The sequence below is a fragment of the Kribbella sp. NPDC002412 genome, from assembly GCF_053592935.1.
The window spans coordinates 110645-134552 of the sequence record NZ_JBSFBL010000020.1 but is presented as its reverse complement, the minus strand read 5'-3'; the positions used below and the strand labels follow the sequence as shown (position 1 = coordinate 134552).

General features: G+C 67.9%; 23 protein-coding genes. 16 read left to right on the top strand and 7 right to left on the bottom strand.

The window, feature by feature from the left end:
• Positions 1 to 83 precede the first annotated feature (83 nt).
• Positions 84 to 884 (bottom strand): NPP1 family protein, encoded by an 801-nt coding sequence (locus ACWCOV_RS18450; protein ID WP_449830477.1) that lies wholly within the window; start codon positions 882 to 884, stop codon positions 84 to 86.
• Between the two features lie 308 nt (positions 885 to 1192).
• Here ACWCOV_RS18450 and ACWCOV_RS18445 point away from each other — a divergent pair, with 308 nt between their 5' ends.
• The 8 genes from ACWCOV_RS18445 (at position 1193) to ACWCOV_RS18410 (ending at position 8483) form a co-directional block, all read left to right on the top strand.
• On the top strand, positions 1193 to 2242 hold the full coding sequence (locus ACWCOV_RS18445; protein ID WP_449830476.1) for an LLM class flavin-dependent oxidoreductase: 1050 nt from the start codon (positions 1193 to 1195) through the stop codon (positions 2240 to 2242).
• A 130-nt stretch (positions 2243 to 2372) separates the two neighbouring features.
• Positions 2373 to 3578 (top strand): (Fe-S)-binding protein, encoded by a 1206-nt coding sequence (locus tag ACWCOV_RS18440; RefSeq protein WP_449830475.1) that lies wholly within the window; start codon positions 2373 to 2375, stop codon positions 3576 to 3578.
• On the top strand, positions 3575 to 5077 hold the full coding sequence (locus ACWCOV_RS18435; RefSeq protein ID WP_449830474.1) for an FAD-binding oxidoreductase: 1503 nt from the start codon (positions 3575 to 3577) through the stop codon (positions 5075 to 5077). Before ACWCOV_RS18440 ends, ACWCOV_RS18435 begins: the two co-directional genes overlap by 4 nt.
• 1 nt (position 5078) lies before the next feature.
• Entirely contained in the window at positions 5079 to 5339 is a 261-nt protein-coding gene (locus ACWCOV_RS18430; protein WP_449830473.1) for a hypothetical protein, read from the top strand.
• 128 nt (positions 5340 to 5467) lie between these two features.
• Positions 5468 to 5833, top strand: coding sequence for a hypothetical protein (locus ACWCOV_RS18425; protein ID WP_449830472.1), 366 nt, complete (start codon positions 5468 to 5470; stop codon positions 5831 to 5833).
• A 9-nt stretch (positions 5834 to 5842) separates the two neighbouring features.
• Positions 5843 to 6232: a VOC family protein gene (locus tag ACWCOV_RS18420; protein ID WP_449830471.1), complete on the top strand. Its 390-nt coding sequence runs from the start codon at positions 5843 to 5845 to the stop codon at positions 6230 to 6232.
• Between the two features lie 266 nt (positions 6233 to 6498).
• Positions 6499 to 7476 carry a Gfo/Idh/MocA family protein gene (locus ACWCOV_RS18415; RefSeq protein ID WP_449830470.1) on the top strand — a complete coding sequence of 326 codons (978 nt, stop codon included), beginning with the start codon at positions 6499 to 6501 and terminating at the stop codon, positions 7474 to 7476.
• A 5-nt stretch (positions 7477 to 7481) separates the two neighbouring features.
• Positions 7482 to 8483, top strand: coding sequence for a Gfo/Idh/MocA family protein (locus ACWCOV_RS18410; protein WP_449830469.1), 1002 nt, complete (start codon positions 7482 to 7484; stop codon positions 8481 to 8483).
• A gap of 58 nt (positions 8484 to 8541) precedes the next feature.
• On the opposite strand, the gene ACWCOV_RS18405 is transcribed toward ACWCOV_RS18410, so the two are convergent.
• Complete coding sequence (locus tag ACWCOV_RS18405; protein ID WP_449830468.1) at positions 8542 to 8844, bottom strand: SelT/SelW/SelH family protein; 303 nt, start codon at positions 8842 to 8844, stop codon at positions 8542 to 8544.
• Positions 8845 to 8993: 149 nt separating this feature from the next.
• Between ACWCOV_RS18405 and ACWCOV_RS18400 the strand changes: the two genes are divergently transcribed.
• The 5 genes from ACWCOV_RS18400 to ACWCOV_RS18380 all read left to right on the top strand — a co-directional run bounded on the left by ACWCOV_RS18400 (position 8994) and on the right by ACWCOV_RS18380 (position 13387).
• Positions 8994 to 9389: a nuclear transport factor 2 family protein gene (locus ACWCOV_RS18400; protein WP_449830467.1), complete on the top strand. Its 396-nt coding sequence runs from the start codon at positions 8994 to 8996 to the stop codon at positions 9387 to 9389.
• A 33-nt stretch (positions 9390 to 9422) separates the two neighbouring features.
• Positions 9423 to 9791: a winged helix-turn-helix transcriptional regulator gene (locus ACWCOV_RS18395; RefSeq protein ID WP_449830466.1), complete on the top strand. Its 369-nt coding sequence runs from the start codon at positions 9423 to 9425 to the stop codon at positions 9789 to 9791.
• A gap of 300 nt (positions 9792 to 10091) precedes the next feature.
• Positions 10092 to 10985, top strand: a complete 894-nt coding sequence (locus ACWCOV_RS18390; RefSeq protein WP_449830465.1) for a S66 peptidase family protein — start codon at positions 10092 to 10094, stop codon at positions 10983 to 10985.
• A gap of 283 nt (positions 10986 to 11268) precedes the next feature.
• Positions 11269 to 13044 carry a S8 family peptidase gene (locus tag ACWCOV_RS18385; RefSeq protein ID WP_449830464.1) on the top strand — a complete coding sequence of 592 codons (1776 nt, stop codon included), beginning with the start codon at positions 11269 to 11271 and terminating at the stop codon, positions 13042 to 13044.
• A 1-nt stretch (position 13045) separates the two neighbouring features.
• The gene (locus ACWCOV_RS18380; protein WP_449830463.1) at positions 13046 to 13387 is read left to right on the top strand and encodes a hypothetical protein; all 342 of its coding nucleotides are present in this window, start codon (positions 13046 to 13048) and stop codon (positions 13385 to 13387) included.
• A gap of 127 nt (positions 13388 to 13514) precedes the next feature.
• Here the strand turns inward: ACWCOV_RS18380 and ACWCOV_RS18375 are convergent, their stop codons facing one another.
• Entirely contained in the window at positions 13515 to 13793 is a 279-nt protein-coding gene (locus ACWCOV_RS18375) for a hypothetical protein (protein WP_449830462.1), read from the bottom strand.
• A gap of 47 nt (positions 13794 to 13840) precedes the next feature.
• Here ACWCOV_RS18375 and hemW point away from each other — a divergent pair, with 47 nt between their 5' ends.
• From hemW to ACWCOV_RS18360, 3 genes are all read left to right on the top strand, one after another.
• Positions 13841 to 15046, top strand: coding sequence for a radical SAM family heme chaperone HemW (gene hemW, locus ACWCOV_RS18370; protein WP_449830461.1), 1206 nt, complete (start codon positions 13841 to 13843; stop codon positions 15044 to 15046).
• A 144-nt stretch (positions 15047 to 15190) separates the two neighbouring features.
• A complete protein-coding gene (locus tag ACWCOV_RS18365) occupies positions 15191 to 17566 on the top strand; it encodes a polysaccharide lyase 8 family protein (RefSeq protein WP_449830460.1) in 2376 nt (791 codons plus the stop codon).
• Positions 17567 to 17762: 196 nt separating this feature from the next.
• Positions 17763 to 19010, top strand: coding sequence for a M60 family metallopeptidase (locus ACWCOV_RS18360; protein WP_449830459.1), 1248 nt, complete (start codon positions 17763 to 17765; stop codon positions 19008 to 19010).
• 98 nt (positions 19011 to 19108) lie between these two features.
• Here the strand turns inward: ACWCOV_RS18360 and ACWCOV_RS18355 are convergent, their stop codons facing one another.
• The 4 genes from ACWCOV_RS18355 to ACWCOV_RS18340 are packed head-to-tail and all read right to left on the bottom strand — an operon-like array spanning position 19109 to position 23876.
• Complete coding sequence (locus ACWCOV_RS18355; RefSeq protein ID WP_449830458.1) at positions 19109 to 20368, bottom strand: alpha-L-fucosidase; 1260 nt, start codon at positions 20366 to 20368, stop codon at positions 19109 to 19111.
• Positions 20365 to 22023, bottom strand: a complete 1659-nt coding sequence (locus ACWCOV_RS18350; RefSeq protein ID WP_449830457.1) for a hypothetical protein — start codon at positions 22021 to 22023, stop codon at positions 20365 to 20367. Before ACWCOV_RS18350 ends, ACWCOV_RS18355 begins: the two co-directional genes overlap by 4 nt.
• Before the next feature lie 9 nt (positions 22024 to 22032).
• Positions 22033 to 22926, bottom strand: coding sequence for a carbohydrate ABC transporter permease (locus ACWCOV_RS18345; protein ID WP_449830456.1), 894 nt, complete (start codon positions 22924 to 22926; stop codon positions 22033 to 22035).
• Complete coding sequence (locus ACWCOV_RS18340; RefSeq protein WP_449830455.1) at positions 22923 to 23876, bottom strand: ABC transporter permease; 954 nt, start codon at positions 23874 to 23876, stop codon at positions 22923 to 22925. Before ACWCOV_RS18340 ends, ACWCOV_RS18345 begins: the two co-directional genes overlap by 4 nt.
• Between the last annotated feature and the right edge of the window lie 32 nt (positions 23877 to 23908).

Here is a 23908-nt window from a genome sequence, read left to right as displayed (position 1 = left end):
AAATATTATTTGGTTTTATAGCGGTTGCTCTTACGTAGCGCGCCCCGGGGGGGGGGGTCTGACCGAGCCTCGCGCGGTCGCGGTCAGGCCCAGGGATTGAACGGGATCCCGGCGGGCTTGGAGGCGTTCAGCAGCGACCGGAACCGGTCGTCCTTGTCGGTGATCTTGATCGTGGCCGCGCCGAAGTCGGCGTTCATCAACTGCTCCCGCAGCGAGGTGCTGGGCCAGCCGTTCCAGCCGACCAGCGGCGGGTAGCGCCAGTTGTGGTAGTGGTTCTCCGGCGGCTCGTCGTTGCTGTTGGCGAGCCGGAAGAAGTGCGTGCTGGCGCCGTCCTTGTGGTAGACGACCTTGGGGTGGGTGCCGTCGAAGCGCACCTGGGACCGCGGGTAGGTCACCTGGCTCGCATGCTGCGTCGTGGTCACGTACTCGACCTGGTTGGCGGCCTGGTTGATCCACGAGATGACGTGCTCGAAGTCGTGCCGGTGGCCGCCGAGGCTGCTGCCCGGCAGCGCCTGGTCCTTCTCGAAGTAGCTTGCGTACACCACCGCGCACCAGCCGTTGTTGCACTTCGAGCGCGCATAGGTCTGGGAGTTGTCGAGGTCGGACTGGTCCCGGCAGTTCCCGTTGACCGCGCCGGTCGGGTTGAGCCCGGCGTTGAGTGTTCCGTTGGCGCCGATCGCGGGAGTGGCGTAGCAGCCGTCGGTGTCGTAGTCGTAGGCCGGCGAGAACGATTGCTCGTACCCGTCGGCGTTCTGCGGGAGGCTCGGCGGCGGGGCGGCGTACGCGGCCGCGGCCGAGGTGACCAGCAGCGCGGCGGTGCCGAGGACGACGCCGAGCGTACGGCGGACCCGCCGGCGTCGAGGAGATGGGGCGGACTCGGACATGCTTCGCTCCTTCAGGAACGTTCGGATCCCGCCGGCGTGCGGCGGGATCCCGGGGCGGAGACAACGAATCGACGATGACAGGTCAGCCCCACCACCGCACATACGTCACGTGCCTACAGATTGACGTTGCGTGAACAGCCGGGCACCTCGGAAGTCCCTCGGGGCCGCCGGTTTCGAGGCAGAGACAAACTCGCGATCGGCTGCGTACAGTAAAAAGATTCGGAGATGGGGTCCGAGCCCATGCAGTCTGCCGCCCGTCAGTCGCTGCCGCCCCCGTGTGCTCGGTGGTCAGAGGGAGGAGCAGCGCTGTGGTGCGCTTCAGTTACGTCCAGCTCCCCGACTATCCGCTCGCGGACTGTATCGACATGATCAAGACCGCGGACGAGTTGGGCTTCTACGCCGCCTACAGCGTGGACGAGACCTGGCACAAGGACATGTGGCTGCTGTTCGCGGCAGCCGCCGACAAGACGAAGAACATTCGTCTCGGCCCCAACGTCACCCACGTGATCCTGCGCGAGCCGACGCACATCTGCCAGATGCTCGCCACGCTCGACGAGCTGTCCGGCGGCCGCGCCGAGGCCGTGGTCAGCTTCGGCAACCTCGGCCTGCTCGAGCAGTACCACATCGACTGGAAGACGATGAAGCCGTTGGCGCGGGTGCGCGAGGGCATGGAAGTGATGCGCCGCTTCCTGGCCGACGGCGCGATCACCTACGACGGCGAGTTCTTCAAGTACACCGGGTTGTTCACCTTCGCCCGCCCGGTGCAGGAGAAGATCCCGCTGAAGATGGGCGCGATGGGCGGCCCGCGGTCGTTCGAGGTGGCCGGCGAGATCGCCGACGGCATGCACCACGCGCTCGGCTACTCCCGGGAGAACTACGAGTACGTCGCCGAGCACGTGAAACTCGGCCTGGACAAGTCCGGTCGTTCGCTGGACGACTTCGACCTGGGCGCCTGGGTCGTGTTCGCGGTCGCCGAGGACTCCGAGGCGGCGAAGCGGGCGGCCCGGATCATGGTCGGCTTCTACATCTCCTCGATGCCCGCCAACCAGCTCGCCCGGCACGGCCTGAACCGCGACGACCTGCAGCCGATCATCGACGCGCTCGGCGCCGGCGAGATCGACCGGGCCATCGAGCTGACCTCGCCGGAGCTCGCCGCGACACTGTCGGTGGCCGGGACGCCGGAGGAGTGCGTCGCGAAGCTGAAGAACGACATCCTGCCGACCGGCGTCAACCACATCATCGCCGCGGTCACCGACCCGGTGATGGTGAAAGCCTTTAGCGGCAAGGAGATCGAGGGCGTCCCCGACGTACAGGGACAGCTCAGACTGATCCACGACAAGGTGATGCCCGAACTCTGACGAGGGACGATATGACAGTGTTGAATGCCGCGCCTCCGGCGCGGGGGTCATGGGGCTGTGACTCCCGGCCTTCCCTCGTCACTGCAGTCGCTTCGCTCCCTCCGCTCCTCAGTCCAGGCCGGGAGACCCCATGACCACCGAAGCCGAGGACCAGCAACGGGACTTCGTCAAGCAGTGGCGTGACCCGGCGTACAACTGTTTCAGCTCGGGCCACAAGTTCTGCCGCAACGTCTGCCCGGTCATGCAGGTCACGCAGAACGAGAACCACTCGCCGACCGCGTTCCACGCGAACATCGTCGCGATGGACCAAGGCGCGCTGACCGTAGCCGACGTCGCCGAGGACTACGTGCACTGCACCCAGTGCGGCGCCTGCGAGCTGCGGTGCCCGAACACCTTGATGGCCGGCGAGTTCTACCGCGCCCGGACCCGGACGGTGGACGTCGTCAAGGCGATGCGGGCGCTCGCGGTCGACTCCGGAATCGAGCAGCCGAACTGGAAACGCTGGGTCGAGGCGACGGTGGACCGGAAGAACGAGCCCGTGCTCGACGTCCCGGTCGCGCAGGAGAACGTCGCTCGCTGGGCGGACGGGCTCGGCCTCGCGGTCGGCGGCGAGACCGTGCTGTTCGTGGACTGCGAGGCAGCGTTCTACCGGACGACGCTGCCTCGCGCGGTCGCCCAGATCCTGCAGAAGGGCGGGGTCGACTTCGGGTTGATGAAAGAACAGTGGTGCTGCGGCGGCCCGGCGGCGGAGATGGGGTACGTGGAGCGGTCGCGCGAGTTCGCCGTACACAACGTCGCCGACTGGCGCAGCATCGGCGCGAGCCGGATCGTCACGCTCGATCCGCACGACTACATCACGTTCACCGAGGACTATCCGCGGTACTTCGGCGAGGAGTACGAGTTCGAGATCGTGCACATCACCGAGCTCGTGGCGGAGCTGATCCGGGACGGACGGCTGTCGTTGACGGTCCCGATCGTGCGGGTGGCGACGTACCACGATCCCTGCCGGCTGAACAAGCGCAAGGGGATCCACAAGTCGCCGCGCGAGATCCTGCGGGCGATCCCGGGGCTGGACTTCCGCGACGTCGACCACGTCACGCAGTGGTCGTACTGCTCGGGCGCGGGCGGCGGGCTGAGCATCGAGCGGCCGGAGATCACGGCCGCGATCAGCGCCCAGCGACTCGGCCGCGCGGCCATGCTCGACGTGGACCTGCTGGTCAGCGCGTGCGTCTGGTCGGAGCGTCCGCTGGCCGCGGCCGGCTCGTCGCTGGAGCCGCAGATCGAGGTCCGCGACCTGATGGAACTGGTGGCGGAGTCGGCCGGGGTGACGCCATGACGACCGTGGCGATCTCCGACGCGCTGTACGACGAACTGGTCGGCATCCTCGGCGAGGACGGCGTACTGACCGGCAAGGCGGCACGCTGGAACCGGACGCGGACACCGGCGCCTTTCCCGGTGCACAGGTGGGCCGAGTACGTGCCCGACGTCGTCGTACTCCCTCGCACCACGTCGGAGGTCGCGGAGATCGTTCGGCTCGCCAACCGCACCGGCATCCCGGTGGTGCCTCGCGCGGCCGGAACCGGCCTGACCGACGGGGCCACGCCGCTGAAGGGCGGGATCCTGCTCGACGTGAAGCGGATGAACTCGATCCTCGAGATCGATCTCGAGGACCGCACGGTCACCGTGCAACCCGGCATCAACATGCTGAAGCTGAACGAGGTGCTGCAGCCGTACGGCGTGATGTATCCGGACAACCCGGCCAGCTACCCGTGCTCGATGGTCGGCGGGCGGATCGGGACCAGCGGGTGGTCGTTGATCGGCGCGCGCTACGGTCACACCCGCGACCTGGTCTGCTCGATGGAAGTGGTGCTGCCGACGGGCGACGTCGTACGAGTCGGCGAGGGCGGCGGCCGGAAGTTGCGCAAGGCATCTACCGGGTTCACGTTGAAGCCGCTGTTCATCGGTCACGAGGGGACGCTCGGGGTCGTGACTGAGGCGACCCTGGAGCTGGTACCGCGGCCGCAGGTGGAGTTTGCGGCCTTCTTCGGGTACCGCGACTATCAGACTGCTTGGGAGAGCACCGGGGCGCTGGCGAAGTCCGGGTTCGCGACGCTGGCCGGCGTGGTGCTGTTCGACGAGTGGAAGCTCGCGTATCTGCGTCGGGACGATGAGGCGTACATCGAACAGCCGGACTGGTTGAAGAGCGTCGTGGCGGTCGCGATGTACGGCAACGAGGTCGAGGTCGTGCCGGCCGCGAAGGAGATCATGCGGATCGGTCTGTCGTCGGGCGGCACGTACCTCGGCGACGAGGTCAGCCAGGGGGACTGGGCCGCGCGGCACGACCGGTATGCGATCCCGTTGCACGGCCGGCTGCGTACGGGCGAGGTGGTGCCGATGTCGTGGCACTGCGAGGACGCGGCGTTGAACTACAGCGTCCTGCCGCGGGTGCGCGAGGAGTGGCACGCGATCGCGGACCACTACATCCGGCGGTACGGCGTCTTCGACGACTGGGGGATGTTCGCCTACACGAACGGGGCGTACAAACCCTGGGGTGACTACCTCGTCGAGATCGACATCGGGATCTGGGAACAGAAACTCGACGACGAGATGTGGGAAGCCTGGCTGAACTGCAAACGCGAGATCACCGAGGTGACGCTGAAGTACGGCGGCTCGATCAGCGCCTGCCACGGCGCCAGCCGGGCCGGCGACGTGGAGTACGTGCCGCAGGAACTCGGCGGCTCCTTCGAGGTGATGAAGAAGATCAAGCGGGCGCTGGACCCACAGAACGTGATGAACCCCGGCAAGTACCTGCTCGACCAGGCCTACGAGGACTGACATGTTCGGCTTCCGGCTCTCCGCCCAGAAACCACCCGACGCCCGCCGCATCACCGACGACGTCGTGATGCGCTACGACCACGTCTACGAGGTCGACCCGGCCAAGATGTCGATCTTCCTCCAGCAGGACATCCCCGCCTGGGACACCCACCGCATCATCGACAGCCGCTGGGACCACCTCGCCTGGATGCACCAACACTTCGCCGACAAAGTCCTCGGCATGCCCGACCTAGGCCTGAACGAGGACGGCACGGAAAAATAGTCCTTCCCACGCGTCCGGCTACGCGCGGCTCCTTCGTCGCCGTGCTCGCGGTCGCTCCCACCCGTCCGTGCGCGCGTGCTGTCGCGCGCTTCGGTTGACTGCCCTGTGGTGTCGCCTGCTCGTGGTTGGTGAGGGGGCTCGTCACGGATACCGCGCTGGCCGAGCCGGTGGTGGCGGCGCCGGTCGATGCCGTGCTGCTGTTCGACGGGGTGTTTCTGATGCGGCCGGAGCTCGTCGACCGGTGGGATCTGCGGGTCTTCGTGTCCGCCGCGTTCGAGAAGACGCTGGACCGCGCCCGAGTCCGGGACAAGACCGCGTCGAGGTCCGCCGGCGAGGTCGAGCGGCGGTATCGCAGTCGGTACATCCCGTCCCAGCAGTTCTACTTCGACACCGTCCGGCCGACCGAGCACGCCGACATCATCGTGCACAACGACGACCCACAGCGGCCGGCCTGGGAAACCCGACCACTCTCCCGAGGTGCTGGTTCCGCATAGGCTGCGGTTATGCCTGCGCGTCACTTCATTCACCATCTCGGCGTGTTCGCCGGCGACTTCGCCGCAAGTGAATCCTTTTACACCAACGCGCTCGGCGCGCTGGGAATTCACGCGGGATACCGCACCGAAGCCATCGCCGAGTATTGGATTCCCGAACACGACACCCCGAGCCTGTCCCTGGAGACGGCGCCAACGGAGGCAGAGGTGACCCGAGGCCTCCATCTCGCCTTCGAGGCAGCGGATCGGGGCGCGGTGGACGCCTTCCATCGCTCCGCCGTCGCGGCCGGCGGGACCTCCCGGCACGAGCCGCGGCAATGGCCCGAGTACCGGGCGTACGCCGCCTTCGTGAGCGACCCGGACGGAAACAACGTCGAGGCTCTGGTCAAGGACACGGACTGATCCGCGAGCCGATGCGGCTGAGATCGACGTCGCGCACGGGCGAACCCGTGCGCGACTGTGCGTGACCCCTCTTCGCGTGGCGGGCCAGTACCCACGCCTCCCGGCGTACCTGCGCGTGCTCCCGGCCTGGCATCGAATCCAGGTCGGGCGGATGGGAGTGGTCCAGGTGGTGGGACGAATCGCCGGTGGGGGTGTACGGCGGGACCGGGGTTGGCAAGGTATGTCGGGAACGTTTCCACCTACCGGTGTTCAGCGAGGAGGCACGGATGTCGACGCCGCTGAAGGTTGCGGTTCTGGGGTTTTGGCATGTTCATGCGGGGGACTACGCGCGGCAGGCTCAGGCGCATCCTGGGACCGAGCTCGTCGCGGTGTGGGACGAGGACGTGGAGCTCGGGCAGGCGGGCGCCGATCGGTTCGGCGTGCCGTTCAGCACCGATCTCGACGCGGTGCTGGCGGACGTCGACGCGGTGGTGATCACCACGGCGACGAACGAGCACCGCGACATCATGGTCAAGGCGGCGAACGCGGGCAAGCACATCTTCACCGAGAAGTTGCTCGCGCCAACCGTGGCCGAGGCGGAGGAGATCCTCGCCGCGGCCGACGCGAACGGGGTCAAGGTGGTGGTCTCGCTGCCGCGGCTCTCGCACGGGTACACCCAGGCGATCAGCGAGGTGCTCGCCAGCGGCGAGCTCGGCCAGCTCACCTACGCGCGGGTGCGGCTGTCGCACGACGGCGCCGTACCGAGTGACGGCTACGACGGCTGGCTGCCGCAGCGGTTCTTCGACCAGAAGGCGGCAATCGGGGGAGCGCTCACCGATCTCGGCTGCCATCCGGTCTACCTCGTGCAGTTGTTCCTCGGCACCGATCCCGACACCGTCGACGCGACGTACCGCTCGGTGAACGGTCGCGGGCTCGAGGACAACGCCGTCGTCACGGTCGGTTACCGGGATCAGAAGATCGGCGTGATCGAGGCCGGCTTCACCAGCCGCAACCCGTTCACGATCGAGATCTTCGGTACGGCGAGCAGCCTGACGTACACCGACGCAGGCAACGAGCTCCGGGTCGGGGACCGGCAGGTGCCGGTGCCCGAGCACAGCCCGGACCCGTTCGCCCAGTGGGTCGACCACATCACCAACGGCACCCGCGCCGACGACAACCTGCGACGCGCGGTCGAGCTGACCCGCCTGGTCGTCGCCGCGAACGAAGCGGCCGAACAGGGCCGAACCATCTCCTACGGAGGCTGACGTCCATGCCAGAGATCAAGGTCGGGCTGATCGGCGGCGGCGGTATCGCGGGCGCCCACATCCGCGGGTACCTCGAGCACGCCGACCGGATCGGCATCACCGCCGTCGCCGACGCCTTGGAGGAGACGGCTGTTGCGCGCGGCAAGGAGCTGGGCGCGACGCCGTACCTCGACTATCGCAAGCTGCTCGAGACCGAGAACGTCGACGCGGTCGACATCTGCCTGCCCCACCACCTGCACCGGGACGCGATCGTCGCCGCTGCCGAGGCGGGCAAGCACATCCTGTGTGAGAAGCCGCTGTGCCTGACGGCGGACGAGGCCGCGGACGTTCGGAAGGCGGTGACGGACAACGGCGTGACGCTGATGTGCGCGCACAATCAGCTGTTCATGCCGGCCGTCGCGAAGGCGAAGGAGCTGCTCGAGGCCGGGACGATCGGGACCGTCTACGAGGTGCGTACGACGGACAGCTTCTACAACAACTTCGATCCGAGCTCGATGGGGTGGCGGGCGAGCAGCAAGACGAGTGGTGGTGGCGAGCTGATCGACACCGGGTACCACCCGACGTACCTGATGCTGCACCTCGCCGGGGGCATGCCGGTCGAGGCGACCGCGATGCTGTCGACGCACCGGCTGAAGTTCATGGAGGGTGAAGACTCGGCGCAGGTCCTGATCCGGTTCGACAACGGCGTCGTCGGGCAACTGGTGACGAGCTGGGCGTACCAGCCGGCTGCCTCCACCGAGCGGTTCTCCGCGGTTGGTGAGCTCGGGGCGCTGCACAGCGACGGTAACTCGGTCACGTACCGGCTGCGCTCCGGCGAGACCGAGACGATCGCGCTGGAACCGGTCGACACGTTTGCCGCGGAGATCGGGCATTTCGCCGACTCGCTCCTCGGGAAGGCCCGTCCGATCCACACTGAGGAAGAGGGCATCGCCGTACTGGGGATCCTTCTGGCCGCCTACGAGGGCGCCCGCACCAAGACGATCGCGCCTGTGCTGCAGATCCCGTAAAGCACGCTTGCCGCCGTCGACCGGCGCTCAGGCCGGGTCGGCGGCGGTTGGCCGTGGTTCAGTTGGGGTCGGCTGCGGTTGAGCGGCGGTCGGAGTGGCCGAGCGAGCGGTCGGGGGCGACTCGGTCGCGGACCAGTTGCTTGAGGTGGGCGATCTCGGGGAAGCCGTTCTCGGCCTTGCGGGACCAGAGAGTCTCGCCGTCGAGGCGGACCTCGAAGATGCCGCCGGTGCCGGGGATCAGCGCGACCTCGCCGAGGTCGGTGGTGAAGGTGGTCAGCAGTTCCTGCGCGGTCCAGGCTGCGCGCAGCAACCACCGGCACTGGGTGCAGTACTCGACTTCCAGCCGCGGCTCTCTCGTCACGCCGACCAGTATCGCCGCCGCCCGCCCGGTCCCGTCGATCGATCCAGATCGGTTGTGATGTGGGTCACTCGGGGCCGTTAGTTACGTTGAGGTGCCTGGTTACCGATGGTGAGCATGGAGTCCGAACCCACCTCGTGAAGGAGATGACAGTGGACTCCACGCTTGCGGTGGCCCGGAAGTACGTCGATGCCGTGGCCGCCAAGGATTTCGGAACCGTCGCCGGCCTGCTCGCCGACGACATCGTCTGGCACCAGCCGGGCGCGAACCAGCTGTCCGGCACCCACCGCGGCCGGGCCGCCGTCGACCAGTTGCTGGGAGCAATGATGACGATCAGCGAGGGGACGTTCGACCTCTCGGTGGTCGGCGTACCGATGGTGAACGGCGACCACGCCGCCATCCCCGTGCATTTCGCCGGGAAGCGCTCCGGCGCCGAGCTCGGTGGGGACGGCGTCGACGTACTGCGGATCGACGGCGATCGGATCGTGGAGGTCCGGCTGTTCTCGGCCGACCAGGACAACGAGGACGCGTTCTGGGGCGTCGGCTGAGAACTGTCGGTGCGATCTGGTCAGATGTTGACCATGACTGACCACCCGGCGTTCAACGTGCTGCTCGCGACCTGCCCGTCGCGGACGTCGCTCGCGCGGATCGCCAACAAGTGGACGGCGATGGTGGTGATCGTGCTCAGCGACGGCCGGAAGCGGTTCGGCGACCTGCGGACGGCGGTCGAGGGCATCAGCGGCAAGGTCCTCACCGAAACACTGCGCGACCTGGAACGCGACGGCCTCGTCGAGCGCCACGTGTACGCCGAGATGCCACCCAGGGTGGAATACGAACTGACCACCCTGGGCCGCACCCTCCACACTCCCCTCCAAGCCCTCGGCCACTGGGCCGAAGAACACATCGAAGAAGTCCTGGCGGCCCGCGAAACCTACGACTCCCGCACGTAGACCCTCCCGCACGAGTCCTTCCCACGCGCCGCTACGCCCGCTCCTCCGTCGCGTGCTCGCCACCGCTCCCACACCACCCACGGGTGTGCGCGTGCTACCGCCCGCTTGAACCGGCTACCGCCGGTCCTGCGTGCTGTCGCCCGCCGTTCGAGTACCACCCGTGAACCCGCCCACGCACACACCCGAGTCGACCGCGACGGTGGAGATGCGAGAGACGGGTGTTGTGGCGGATGCTGCAACTGCCGCCGACAACAGCACCGGAGACCACAGACTGTCGGCGGCGGCTGGCAGGGTTTCGGCATGACTGCGTTCATCCCGCCAAGGCTCGTGTCTGGTGATCGGGTTCGGGTGGTTTCGCCGGCTAGTACGCCTGAGCGTGAGTTCGTGGCGCGTGGGGTCGAGATGCTGGCCGGGTGGGGGCTGAAGGTGGAGCTTGGGCGGCACGTGTTCGACAGTGTGGGATATCTGGCGGGAACCGACGAGGACCGGCTTGCGGATCTCAACGATGCGTTTCGGGATCCGGGAGTGCGTGCCGTGTTCGCGACCAGGGGTGGCAAGGGCGCGTACCGGATCAGCGATCAGCTCGACTTCGACGCCGTACGCCGGGATCCGAAGCCGCTGGTCGAGTTCAGCGACATCACCGCCGTACACCTGACCTTGTGGAAGGAATGCCGGCTGGCCGCGATCCACGGGGCGTTCGGGCAGGAGTCTGTCCGTCAGCTCCTGATGACCACCGACGAGATCGTCATCAAGCAGGACCCCAGGGAGCCGACGGCCGAGCTGACGACCGGCGGCCCGGCGACCGGGTTTCTGATGGGTGGCAACCTCAACACGATCGCTCACGCCGTCGGCAGCGACCTGCCCAGCCTCGACGGCGGCATCCTCCTGATCGAAGACAATCTCGGAACCGGCCTAGGCGCAATCGACCACCAACTCACCCAACTGATCAAGTCCGGCCGCCTAGACGACCTCCGAGGAATCGCAGTCGGCCAATTCAACGGGTTCGAAACCACCCACGCCAACGGATGGTCCCTCAACGACGTACTCCGAGACCGCTTCAATCTCCTTGCCGTCCCCGTCCTGGCCGGCCTCCCCATCGGCCACCGCCAGCCAGCCGCGCCAGTCCCCCTGGGCACCGCCGCCACGATCGACCCTTCCGCAGGAACTCTCACAGTCGGGGCCGGCGTGCGGTAACAATCTCCGCGGCATTGCCAGAAGTGACGCACGACGAGCTTCGATAGTGGCGTTGGTCGAACAAGTGCTTCAGCGTCAATTCGGCGATGGACAATTCTCGGGGCTGAGAGGACATTTGGTGTTGGGGAGGGGGCGAAGCGCTCGCTGGATATCGCCGTACCAGAAGTTCATCCTCGGGCACTTTCACGGACACCGATACATCACGTGGTCGTGTTCGGCAACGCCTACCCGAAGATCAAGGGGGATCGGGATGTACCTGGAAACAACCGACATCTACTCTCGGATGGATCCAAGGCTGCAGCGGGCGGTCGAGCGCCGTCAGCGCGGTCTGCGGACGTTTGCGACCGCGTCGAGCGACGAGGCCGAGATCGGCGTACTGGTCCTGGTGGACGACGCCGACCGTTTCTACGAGCGGACTGACGTTCGGCGAGGTGCGGTGATCGGCGAGGTCGATGGTGGCTGGCTGGTGACTGCGCGGGTGCCACTCAGCAGGATCGAAGTCATCCGCCAGGCGGACGGCGTTCGCAGTATGAAGTCGGCGCAACGGCTCCGGCCGCTGCTGGACGCCACAGTCCCTGAGATCGAGGCCGACCCGGCTGCCCTTCCCGCGGGATCGCTCGCGGCCGGCGGCGTAGGCGTACTGGTGGGAATCATCGACTCCGGCGCCGACTTCGTGCATGGCAACTTCCGCCGATCGGACGGCTCGACGCGGCTGGTGGCGCTGTGGCACCAGGATGGTCCTTCGACGTCTGCAAGCCCGTTCGGCTACGGCAAGCGGTACAGCGCACAGGACATCGATCTGGCGCTTGGCCAGCCGAACCCGTACGCAGCCCTTGGCTACGGCCCACTGCCGGATTCCCCGACGCGGCCCAAGGGAACGCACGGTACGCACGTGACCGACATCGCGGCAGGTAATGGGCGCGGATCGGGTGTCCCCGGAGTGGCCCCCGACGCCGACATCGCCTTCGTGGAACCGGCGGTCTCCGACATCGCGTGGGAAGGCGAAGAGGTGGTCGGCTCATCCTTCGGCGACTCCGTGCAGCAACTCGAGGCAGCACGCTTCCTGTTCGACGAGGCCGGCGAGCGCCCATGCGTGGTGAACATCAGCCTCGGCACGAACGGCGGGCCGCACGACGGCACAAGCCTGGTAGAGAAGGGCATGGACGCGCTTGTCTCGGCGAAGCCGAACCGGGCCGTGGTGATCGCGGCGGGAAACGCCTTCGACGACGGAGTTCACCTCGCGGGCTCGGTGCCCGCCGGCGGCTCGGTCGATGTCGGCCTGTCGATCCCGGACACTCTGGTCTCGCAGTGCGAAATGGAGCTCTGGTACGCCGGCAGCGACCGCTTCAGCGTGGAGCTGATCACCCCGGCGGGAAACAGCCTCGGCACGGTGCCACTCGGGTCGAATGCACGGATCCGGGCCGACGACGGAACGACGCTGCTGTTCGTCAGCCATCGGGACGCCGATCCGAACAACGGCGACAACACGTTCGGCCTCTTCCTCGAGGAGCGGGTGCCCGCGGGTGTCTGGCAGATCCGGCTGCACGGTGACCAGGTCGCCGACGGCGGTTTCCATGCGTGGATCGAGCGCAACGACCGGTCTCAGGCAGCTTTCGTCGACGCGGACGGAAGCCGAACCCTCGGCTCCCTGTCCTGCGGACAGCTCAGCCTGGCGGTCGGTTCGTACGACGCGCACACGCCGACCAAACCGCTGTCGTTCTTCTGCAGCGCCGGGCCAACCCGGGACGGCCGGCAGAAGCCGGAGATCAGCGCGCCTGGGCACGCCGTCTTCGCAGCTCATTCGAGGACCGGAACCGGAGTGGTCCGCAAGTCAGGCACCAGCATGGCGGCACCGGCTGTCACCGGGGTCGTGGCGCTGATCCTCGCGGAGGCCAACGCTCGTGGCGTCGCGCTCGACGCTGCTACGCTCCGACGTATCGTGACGGACAGCGCCCGCTCCAACCCGCCGGCCGCCGGCGGCTGGGACGACCGGTACGGTCACGGCCGGATCGACGCCGCAGAGGCGTTGCGGGCAGTGGAGAAACTGGCTGGACCCTAGGGTGAGCTCTGACGGACCCGAATCCGACATACCGGATCGCGACGCCCAGGTCGGCGACGCGCCAGGTCCGCTCGAGTTCGAAGAGCCCACAGGCCTCGACCGTTACCGGAAGGTGCGCACGAGAACGAGTCGGCTGCTCGACGCGGAAGCGGGCGATCAGCTGCTGACCGCCGTCGTCGAGGTCACCGAACCCGGCTACTCCCCGCCCGGTCTGGACGTCCGGGGCTTCATCACCGACACCTTGCTCACCTGCAGGGTCCGCCCGTCCGCCCTCGCCGAGCTCGACCAGGACCCTCGCGTCGCCTCGATCGAGCTCGGCAGCCAAACAGACCAAATCGACTGACCGACACAGCTGAATGACCAGCGTTGTGTGGGTTGGTCAGTCCGTGTGGATGGCGCGCTGGATTGCCAGCAGAGCGAAGAGCAGGACGGTCAAGGCGTGGATGGCGGTGCACCAGAGGCAGAGGGCGTCAGACCAGGGCGGCGGCGTGGCGGCCGGTAGTGAGGGATTGGCCTTGGTCGATCATTTGTTCGGCGATGCGGTCGACGGCGTGGGAGAAGGAGTCGGAGTTCTCCGGGTCCCATTCCTGCAGGCGGGCGAGCGCGGTCGCGACGATGGTCTGGTCGAGGGCCGCGAGCAGCATGCCGAGCATGATCGCGACGACCACCGCGTTCCGGGTGCCGCGCCCGACCGGCTGAGCCTCGGCGGGCCATGAGCCGAATGTAGTCAGTCCGATACGTTTCGCCACCACGAACCCCGGCGATCACGTCTCGATCCGCCTCGTACTCTTGAGGGGTGCCGTCGACACTGCCCGAGGGGGAGGTTGCGCCCCGGGACGGGTCGCTGCCGGAGTCCGCCGTACTCGAAGCCGCGTCCCGGCCGTTCGGGTTCTATCTGCACGTGCCGTTCTGCGCGTCACGGTGCGGGTACTGCGACTTCAACACCTATACGGCGACCGAGCTCGGGGGCGGTGCGTCGCAGGTGTCGTACGCCGACACCGCCGTCGGTGAGGTCCGGATGGCGCGGCGGGTGCTCGACGGGCTGGATCGGCCGGTCGAGACCGTCTTCTTCGGCGGCGGTACGCCGACGTTGCTGCCGGCAACTGATCTCGGCCGGATGCTGGCCGCGGTTCGCGACGAGTTCGGGCTGGCGCCGGGCGCCGAGGTGACGACCGAGGCCAACCCCGAATCGGTGGATCCGGCGTACCTCGAGGCGCTGCTGGAGGCCGGCTTCACCCGGGTCAGCTTCGGAATGCAGAGCGCGTCGTCGCACGTGCTGAAGATGCTCGACCGGCAGCACACGCCGGGGCGGGCGTTGCAGGCGGTGAAGGAGGCGACCGCGGCCGGGTTCGAGCACGTGAACCTGGACCTGATCTACGGGACGCCGGGGGAGTCGCTCGACGACTGGCGGGCCTCGCTGGAGTCGGCGCTGTCGGCCGACCCCGACCACGTCAGCGCGTACGCGTTGATCGTCGAGGACGGCACCCAACTGGCCCGCCGGATCCGCCGCGGCGAGCTGCCGATGCCGGACGACGACGACCTCGCGGACAAGTACGTGCTGGCCGACGAGATGTTGTCCGCCCACGGCCTGAACTGGTACGAGGTCTCCAACTGGGCCCGCACCGAGGACGCGCGCTGCCGGCACAACGAGCTCTACTGGCGTGGCGACACCTGGTGGGGGATCGGCCCCGGCGCGCACAGTCACGTCGGCGGCGTCCGCTGGTGGAACGTGAAGCATCCCAGCGCGTACGCCGGACGCCTCGAAGCCGGCGACAGTCCCGCCCATGCCCGCGAGATCCTCGACGACGAGACCCGCCGGGTCGAACGCGTGCTGCTCGAGATCCGGCTGTCCGCAGGTCTGCCGCTCGACGTCCTCGACGACGACGGCCGCGCCGCGGCGGCCGCCATGCCCGACCTCGTCACCCGGACCGGCGACCGCTTGGTCCTGACTGACCGCGGCCGCCTGCTCGCCGACGCCGTGGTCCGCGACCTGCTTCCGTAACCTGCCGTCCAGGTCACGAGCCTGCCGTCCAAGTCAGGACAAGAAGTGATCAGAAGTGATCACCAGAAGCTGTTGACGACCATTGTGAGCATCCTGGAGGCTATCCGGTAAGCGTTTACTGCCCGCCACCCAGAGGAGCCCGCGATGCCGCCTTCCATCCGTCGACGTCTGTTGCTCCAGGCGGGACTCACCGCCGGCGCCCTCACCGCCACCGGGCTGCTCGGCACCGGGACCGCGGCCGCCGCGGACGAGTTCGACGTACTGCGCGACCGATGGGCCGCGCTGAACAGCGGTGGTGCGATCGACCCCAACGACCCCGCGTACGCCGACGCCCTGGCCAAGCTGAGCGCGCAGGCGCAGGAGTTTGTCGACAATCTGATCGTCGACGCCGACCGGACGGCACTCTGGGCCGACCTCCCGCTCAGCTCGACGTCGGGCAACTTCTCCATCAGCTACACCCGGCTGAAGACCATCGCGCTGGCGCGGGCGACGTCCGGGACCACGCTCACCGCCGACCCGGCCGGCAAGCTCGCGAGCGCACTCGACTTCCTCTACGCGCGGGCCTACAACGAGACGCTCCCGGAGACCGGCAACTGGTGGTTCTGGGAGATCGGCGCGCCGCGCGCCCTGCTCGACACCTGCATCCTCGCGTACGACGCACTGTCCGCCGAGCAACTGGCGTCGTACCTGAAGGCCGTCGACAGGTTCGTCCCGAACCCGAACCGCCGGACCAACTCGCCGAACCTGCGGGAGACCGGCGCCAACCGGGTCGACAAGGCGCTGATCGTGGCGCTGCGCGGCATCGTCGGGAAGTCGGCCGACAAGCTCGCCGCGGCCCGGGACGCGCTGAGCGACGTGGCGGAGGCCGGCAAGAACAGCGTCTTCACCTACGTCACCAGCGGCGACGGCTTCTACCGCGACGGCTCGTTCGTCCAGCACGGCAACCTCGCGTACGTCGGCACCTACGGCAACGTCGCGCTCGGCGGAGTGGCCAACCTGTTCTCGTTGCTCGGCGGCTCGACCTGGCAGATCAGCGACCCGAACCGCGCGGTGATCCTGGACGCGGTCGAGGCGAGTTTCTCGCCGTTCATTGTCAACAATCTGATGATGGACTGCGTGTCCGGCCGGGCGATCTCGCGCGAACGCGCGGGCGACCACCGCCACGGGCACGGCACCACGTCGACCGTGCTGCTGCTCGCCGGTGGAGTCGCCGAGCCGTACGCTAGCCGCTACAAGGCACTCGCCAAGGGCTGGATCACCCGCGACCGCCTCGCCGACTACCTGAGTGGCGCGTCGATCCCCGAGATCTCTCGCGCCAAGGCCGTCCTCGACGACGCACGCATCGCCGCGGCGCCCGCGACCCCCGCGCACTTCCAGTTCCACAACCAGGACCGCGTCGTCCACCGGCGCCCGGGCTGGACGTTCGCGATCGCCATGTCGTCGAAGCGGATGGCCCGCTACGAGTGGGGCAACGGCGAGAACCTCCGCGGTTGGTACGTCGGCGACGGCATGACCTACCTCTACAACGACGACCACGCCCAGTTCTACGACGCCTTCTGGCCGACCGTCGACGCCCAGCGCATGCCCGGTACGACGGTCAGCACCAAACCGCGGCAGCCGCACGGCACCGGCGGCGGCACCGGGACGATCGCCGCGTACGCCGAGTGGGCCGGCGGAGCGTCGTACCGGAACACGGCCGGTGCGGTCGGCATGCACCTGATCAACCACGACAAGACGTTGCAGGCCAGGAAATCCTGGTTCTGCCTGTCCGACTCGGTCGTTGCCCTGGGCGCCGGCATCGTCGGAACCGACGGCTACCCGGTGGAGACCGTGGTCGAGAACCGCAACCTGCACGAGGACGGCGCCGCGGCCCTCGTGGTCGACGGTCGCATCCAGCCGGCCGACGCGTCGTACGACGATCCGCGCTGGGCACACCTCGAAGGCGTCGGCGGCTACATCTTCCCCAACGGTGGACAACTCAGCGTCCAACGGGAGGACCGCACCGGTACCTGGCGGGAGATCAACACCGGCAACGACACAGCAGGCTCGACGACGCCGTACACCCGTCGCTATCAGTCTCTCGTGCTCGACCATGGCACGGCTGTCGGTGCGTACGCATACATCCTGTTGCCTGGGGCAAGCGCTTGGCGAACTGCGCAACGGGCAGCAGATCCCGGCGTCACGGTGCTGTCGAACTCCGCCGAGGTGCAGGCGATTCGCTCCGGTCGCGACCACCTCACGCTCGCCAACTTCTGGACCGCCGGTGAGGCCGGTGGAATCACCGCGGATGGGCCGGCGTCCGTCGTCGTCGGCATCGAAGGCCACACGATCCACGTGGCGGTGTCGGATCCCAGCCGGACCGTCCCAACGCTTCGTTTGATTGTCGACAATCAGATTGCTCGCGTGCTGACAAAGGACGACAGCGTGACCGTCGTTGCCACGGGCAAGCAGTTGGTGGTCGACGTGGCCGTCGGCGGCACGCGGGGAGCAACTCATACGGCGACCTTCAGCAGAAGCTGACCCCACGGATTTCGCAAGCAACCGGGGCCGGCGGACAGAGCCGGCCGGGTCGCCGGGTGCTGGCAGCAACCAGGAGGTTCTGATGCCGCACGTCCGACCACCCCATTACTCGAGGCGACGGATCTTGTCCGCCGCCGCGGTCGGTGCAGCAATGACAGCAATACCCGTGACCACAGCCGCAGCAGCCCGCTCCAGAGTGACCGAAGAGCTGTGCCACACCTTCGAGCTCCAAGCCCTTCCCTCGGCGCGGACCACGGAGCTCGAGCGAACGCAGAACAGCTTGAGCAACACCGAGCTCCGCACCACCGGCTTCTACCTACCGGCGAACACCCCGCTGAACGTCGTCGTCCACCAGGGCAGCCTCGCCCCGACCCTGGTTGTCGGCGCGCCGGACGCGGACGCCCGCAAGGAGTTCAAGGCATCGCGTCAGTACCCGCTCCAGCTCGGCCGCAACACCGTCACCGACGCCGGCGGCGGTGTCGTCTACCTGAAGCTGATCGGTGCCACCGGCCAAGCGAAGGTCAGTCTCGGCGACACCGTCCAGCCGATGCCGTACTTCGTCCTCGGCTGGACGTCGGAGTCCGAGTTCCAGCGCCAGCTCGACGAACGCACCACGCCGTACGTCGAACTCGTTGCACCGCACACGCTGATCACCATCGAACGGAACTCGGCGCTCACCTACCGCACCGAGAACCACACCACCCTGCTCTCGACGTACGAGGAGATCGTCCGGATCGAGGACCAGGTCAGCGGGTTCGACGGCTCGTCGCCGCTGCACGCCCGGCAGCCGCATCCGTACCACTTCGTCGGCTACCCGTCGGCGATCACCGGAGTCGGCGCGTACGCGACGCACGGCCACATGTCGTTCCCGCCGCCGATCCAGGACCGGATGCTCACCGTGGAGGGACTGCGGACGCGCGGCTGGGGCATCTACCACGAGCTCGGGCACCAGCATCAGCAGATCACGTACAAGCCGAGCTCGCTGACCGAGGTGACGGTCAACATCTACTCGCTGGCCGTCAACGCGGTCTTTGCGACGAAGTACGGTCAGCAGCCGCGGTTGCATGCGCCGGACGCGAAGACCGGGCTGTCCCCGTGGCAGAGCGCGCCGGGCAAGCTGCGGCAGCCGGGTGTGGACTACGGCAAGACCTTCGATCCCTACGAGAAGCTGGTGATGTTCGAGCAGCTTCGGCTGGCGTTCGGTGACAGCTTCTGGCCGGACCTGCACAAGCTGGTCCGGGTGGAGCGACCGTACGCGGGGAGCTACACGGACGAGGCGTTGCGGCTGCGGAACCTGGTGGTGCTGTCGAGCAGGACCGCCGGGTACGACCTGAGCGACTTCTTCCGCGCCTGGGGCGTCCCGGTCGACGCCGAGGCCGTCGCCCAACTCGCAGTACTCGACCTGAACCCGCCGCCGACCGACCCGACGACGATCCGCCAGTAACGCACAAGGACGAAGGCACCCACCGGGTCGAGGTGGGTGCCTTCGCCGTTCGAGGGAGGCCGCGCCGCGGCGAGCCGGCGTTCGGGCAGCCGGGGAGCTCAGTCGCGGAGGAAGAGCTCGATGACCGGGATGTCCGGGGAGGGTGCGTGGTTGGGGAGTTTGAGGGTGAGCGTGTTGTCGGGCAGCCCGGCCAGGTACGTGTGCCCAGGCGCCGACGGGTCGACGGTCACCCGCTGAACCTCCGAGGCGTCGTGCAGGAAGTGCGCGTAAGCCACCGTGTCGCCCAGCCCGGGCAAGTGCAGATGCCCCATCGGCCACGCGAACAGATGCAGGTAGAGCCGGTTACCGTTCTGCGTGTACCGGCAGTCGGCCGGCGGGACGTACGCACTAGGACCGCACGCGCGCACCGACCGCTCGTGCAGCCGCATCCAGTCGCCGACTCCGGAGAGGACGGACAGCGCCCGGGGTTCCCACGCCCCCCGCCCGTTCGGTCCCACGTTGAGCAGCATGTTGCCGCCCTTCGAGACCGAGTCGACCAGCATCCGGATCAGCAGCGCCGGCGACTTCCAGTCGTGGTTGTCGCGGTGGTACCCCCAGCTCCCGTTCAGCGTCTGGCACGCCTCCCACGGCACCTGCGTACCGTTGCCGGCCGCAACCTCGTTCCCCGGCGGCTGGACCTGCTCGGGCGTGGTGAAGTCGCCGCTGCCGAGCCCCAGTCGATTGTTGACAAGAATCCCGGGCTGCAGCTCCCGCACCATCGCGAGCAGCTCCTCGGACCGCCACTCGTCCGGACCCTTCGCGTTGAACCCGCGGCCGGCGTACGAGAAGTCGAACCACATCACGTCGATCTGCCCGTAGTTGGTGAGCAGCTCGCGCACCTGCCCGTGCAGATAGTCGGCGTACTCGCGAACGTCCCGGTCCGCAGTCCGGTCGATGAAATCCACATCCCCGCGCTGCGGGTGGTAGAGATCCACCGGGAACGACGGATGGTGCCAGTCGAGCAGCGAGTGGTAGAGCCCGATCCGGAACCCGCGCGCCCGGAACGCATCGACCATCGGTGCCAGCAGGTCCTTGCCCCACGGCGTGTGCGGAGCCGAGTACGACGTCAGCTTCGAGTCCCACAGGCAGAAGCCGTCGTGGTGCTTCGTGGTGATGACGAGATACCGCATGCCGGCGTTCCACGCGTCCTCGGCCCACTGCACCGGGTCGTAGAGGTCAGGCGAGAAGTGGTCGAAGTACGGCTGGTAGTCCTCGTCGGTCAGCCGTTCGTACGACTTCACCCACTCGTGCCGGGCGGCCGCCGCGTAGATCCCCCAATGCACGAACAGCCCGAAGCGTGCCTCCGTCAGCCAACTCATCGAGGGCTCGCACCACCCAGCGCCGACTCGAACTCGCCGCGGATCTTGTCCCCGCCGTCCTTCGCCCACTTCTGCACCGCCGCGTCGAACGCGCTGATCGGCTTCCGGCCGGCGATGACGTCGTTGCGTACGTCGGTCAGCGCCTGACCGAGGTCGCCGCCGGACTTGTCGTTGGCCGGCGAGATCAGCGAAGCCGTCGGGTCCTTGACGACCATGCCGATCAGCTTGGTCAGGTCGGCGTGCGCCTTGTCGACGTACGTCGGGTCGGACGCGTTGAAGAGCGCCTGCGTGGGACCGGCGATGTACTTCCACGGCACGGTCAGCTCGGCCTCGCCCTTGGCGGTCTGCTTCGGGTTGCCGTTCGCGTCCCGGGTGAAGTCGACGCCCTCGACGCCGTAGGTGAGCAGCAGGTTCTCGGTGCTGCCGAAGGGCGCGGCGAAGAAGTTGGCCACGCCGAGCAGCTCGCGCGCCCGGGCCTCGTCGGCCTTCTTCATCAGCGTGTAGGCGAACAGGATGTTGTCGGACCAGGTGTTCGCCTTGCCGCCGGCCGGGGCCATCGGCACGAACGCCCGCGGGTCGTTGGCCGGGTCGAGCCGCTTCATGTCCTTGAGGTAGTCCGGGTACGCCGGGAAACCGTCGTACACGAAGGCGCCCTTGCCGGCCTTGAACGCGTTCTTCCGGGCCTGGCTGTCGATCCCGTCCGAACCCGGTACGACGACGCCGGCCTTGACCAGCCCGACGGCGAACTCGAGCGCGGCCTTGTACTCCGGTGTCTCGAAGCTGCGGACCAGCTTGCCGCTCTCCAGCCGCCAGCCGTTCGGGACGCCGAACATCTGCTGGATCATCGTGAAGAACGTGTTGCCCTTCGAGTTGACGATCGCCCAGCGGCCTTGCTGCGGCTTCGTCAGCGCCTTGCACGCCGCCAGGAACTCCTCGGCGGAGGTGGGGTAGGCGACACCGGCCTGGTCGAGGTGGCGCTGGTTGTAGAAGCCGGCGCCGCCGGTGATGCTGCGCGGGATCGGCAGCCCGTACAGCTTGTCGTCGACCACGCAGGCCTGCCAGATGACAGCCGGGATGTTGGCCAGGTTCGGGTAGTCCTTCACCTTGTCACCGGACAGGTACGGCGTCAGGTCGGTGCACTTCGCCGCCAAGAACGCCGGAAGATTGTTGACAACCGACGGATCGGACAACAGGACCAGGTCGGGCAGCTCGTTCGCCGCGAGCACGGTCTGGAACTTCGTCTCCCAGTCGCTGGCCGGGACGATGGTCAGGTCCAGGCTGCCGCCGAGCGCGCGCTCGACCTCCTGCCAGGCGGTGTTCTTGTCCTTCGCCGGCGGCAGCGGGTCGAAGATGTTCGTCATCACCGACACCTTGCCGCCCTTCAGCGGCGGCTGCGCGACGGTCTTGACCAGGTTCTTCGGGTAGCTGCGGAACGCCGGCGGCACGCCCTCCGCGGTGCCCGGCAGGTCGGGCTCCGGCCCGGCGAAGGCGATGTACGACGGCAGTGTCAGCGACGAGGCCCGGGCGGTGCCGGACGCCGTACTGCCGTTGCTGCAGGCAACCAGCGTGGGGACGCCGGCGGCGCTCATCACGGCGACTCCGACCGCGCTGCGCAGGAAGCTCCGGCGGCTGAGGCCGGCCGATGAGGTGGTCACGGTTTTCTCCTAACCCTTGATGGCACCGGTGAGGACGCCCTTGGTGAAGTAGCGCTGAAGGAACGGGTAGACGCAGAGGATCGGGACGAGCGCCACGACGACGACCGCCATCTGCACGGCCTGGATCGACGCCACCGCCTCGCCGGGCGACTCGGCGCCCGCGCCGACCGGCTGCCCCTGCAGCACGTAGAGCCGCAGTACGAGCGGCAGCGGCCACTTGTCGGTGTCGCTGAGGTAGAGCAACGCGTTGAAGAACGCGTTCCAGTGGCCGACGGCGTAGAACAGCGCGACCACGGCCAGCACCGCCTTCGACAGCGGCAGCACGATCCGCAGCAGGATCGCCACATCACCCGCGCCGTCGATCCGGGCGCTGTCGATCAGTTCGGCGGGGATGTTCTGGAAGAAGTTGCGCAGCACCAGGAAGTTGAAGGCGCTGACCAGGCCGGGCACGATCAGGGCTGCGTACGTGTCGTAGAGGCCGAGCTGCTTGACCAGCAGGAAGTTCGGGATGATGCCGGCGCCGAACAGCATCGTGAACAGTACGGCGGTCAGCACGAACCGCCCGCCGACGATCGGCCGGCTCAGCCCGTACGCGAGCCCGATGGTGACGACGAGGTTGAGCGCCGTACCGATGACCGTGATGCCGGCGCTGACCAGCAGGGCGTGGCTGACCACGCCGCCGGCGAAGATGGTCCGGTACGCCGCCAGTGTCGGCTCGGTGGGGAACAGCGGGATGATCCCGCCCCGGCGGACGATCTCCGGCTCACTGGCGAAGCTGGTCGCGATGATGTTCACGAACGGGTAGAGCACCAGCAGGCAGACGATCACGATCGCCAGCGCCTTGAACGCCAGCCCGAGCCGCGACGGCGGCTCCATCCACGGCGGCCGCTGAGAGGTCTTCATCGGCGGTAGATCCCTTCGTGGCCGAAGCGGTGGGCGAGTTTGTTGGCGCCGAGGATGAGGACGAGGCCGATCACGCCCTTGACCAAGCCGACGGCGGCGGCCGGTCCCCACTGGCCGTCGAGGACGCCGTGGAAGTAGACGTAGGTGTCGAGCACCTCGGCGGCGTCCGCGCCGACCGCGTCGCGCTGCAGCAGGATCTGCTCGAAGCCGACCGACAGGATGCTGCCCAGGTTGAGGATCAGCAGGAGCAAGGTGACCGGAACGATGCCGGGCAGGGTGACGTGCCAGAGCCGGCGCCAGCGGTTCGCGCCGTCGATGGCGGCGGCCTCGTAGTGGTCGGTGTCGATGTTCAGCAGGGCGGCGAGGTAGATGATCGTGCCCCAGCCGGCGTCCTTCCAGATCAGCTGCAGGGTGACCAGCCACGGGAAGAACTCCGGGCTCGTCATCAGGTCGACCCTCGGGAGACCCACCGAGCCGAGCACCTGCGGGAGCAGGCCGGTGCCGCCGATCAGCTGCTGGCTGATCGAGATCAGGATGACCCAGCCGATGAAGTGCGGCAGGTAGACGACGCTCTGCACGAACCGGCGGACCTTCGAGCTCAGGATGCTGTTGAGCAGCAGCGCCAGGCCGATCGGGGCGGGGAAGAACAGGACGAGCTGCAGCAGGGCGAACTTCAGGGTGTTGAGCAGGGCGCGGTAGAAGTCCGGCTCGGCGAAGACCGCGAAGTTGCCGAGGCCGACCCACGGGCTGCCGCGGAAGCCGAGGTACGGCTGGTAGTCCTGGAAGACGATCACGTTGCCCAGCAACGGCACGTAGTGGAACACCACGAAGAACAAGAACCCGGGCAGCACCAGCAGCAGCATCGTCCGGTCCCGCCGCAACCGCACCCGCAACGGAAGCCGTCCCGTGTCGGGGGTGGAGCGAGCCGGGGCGAGGCGTCGGCGGTGCATGGCCCTCCTCTGTAGTAACCGTTTGCTGTCTG

Excerpts from the sequence above, each read along its gene's own strand:
- ACWCOV_RS18365 (WP_449830460.1), top strand. The coding sequence starts at position 15,191 with ATGCCGCCTTCCATCCGTCGACGTCTGTTGCTCCAGGCGGGACTCACC.
- ACWCOV_RS18340 (WP_449830455.1), bottom strand. The coding sequence starts at position 23,876 with ATGCACCGCCGACGCCTCGCCCCGGCTCGCTCCACCCCCGACACGGGA.
- ACWCOV_RS18390 (WP_449830465.1), top strand. The coding sequence starts at position 10,092 with ATGACTGCGTTCATCCCGCCAAGGCTCGTGTCTGGTGATCGGGTTCGG.
- ACWCOV_RS18355 (WP_449830458.1), bottom strand. The coding sequence starts at position 20,368 with ATGAGTTGGCTGACGGAGGCACGCTTCGGGCTGTTCGTGCATTGGGGG.
- ACWCOV_RS18385 (WP_449830464.1), top strand. The coding sequence starts at position 11,269 with ATGGATCCAAGGCTGCAGCGGGCGGTCGAGCGCCGTCAGCGCGGTCTG.
- ACWCOV_RS18435 (WP_449830474.1), top strand. The coding sequence starts at position 3,575 with ATGACGACCGTGGCGATCTCCGACGCGCTGTACGACGAACTGGTCGGC.
- ACWCOV_RS18440 (WP_449830475.1), top strand. The coding sequence starts at position 2,373 with ATGACCACCGAAGCCGAGGACCAGCAACGGGACTTCGTCAAGCAGTGG.
- ACWCOV_RS18410 (WP_449830469.1), top strand. The coding sequence starts at position 7,482 with ATGCCAGAGATCAAGGTCGGGCTGATCGGCGGCGGCGGTATCGCGGGC.
- ACWCOV_RS18430 (WP_449830473.1), top strand. The coding sequence starts at position 5,079 with ATGTTCGGCTTCCGGCTCTCCGCCCAGAAACCACCCGACGCCCGCCGC.
- ACWCOV_RS18395 (WP_449830466.1), top strand. The coding sequence starts at position 9,423 with ATGACTGACCACCCGGCGTTCAACGTGCTGCTCGCGACCTGCCCGTCG.
- ACWCOV_RS18345 (WP_449830456.1), bottom strand. The coding sequence starts at position 22,926 with ATGAAGACCTCTCAGCGGCCGCCGTGGATGGAGCCGCCGTCGCGGCTC.
- ACWCOV_RS18450 (WP_449830477.1), bottom strand. The coding sequence starts at position 884 with ATGTCCGAGTCCGCCCCATCTCCTCGACGCCGGCGGGTCCGCCGTACG.
- ACWCOV_RS18420 (WP_449830471.1), top strand. The coding sequence starts at position 5,843 with ATGCCTGCGCGTCACTTCATTCACCATCTCGGCGTGTTCGCCGGCGAC.
- ACWCOV_RS18415 (WP_449830470.1), top strand. The coding sequence starts at position 6,499 with ATGTCGACGCCGCTGAAGGTTGCGGTTCTGGGGTTTTGGCATGTTCAT.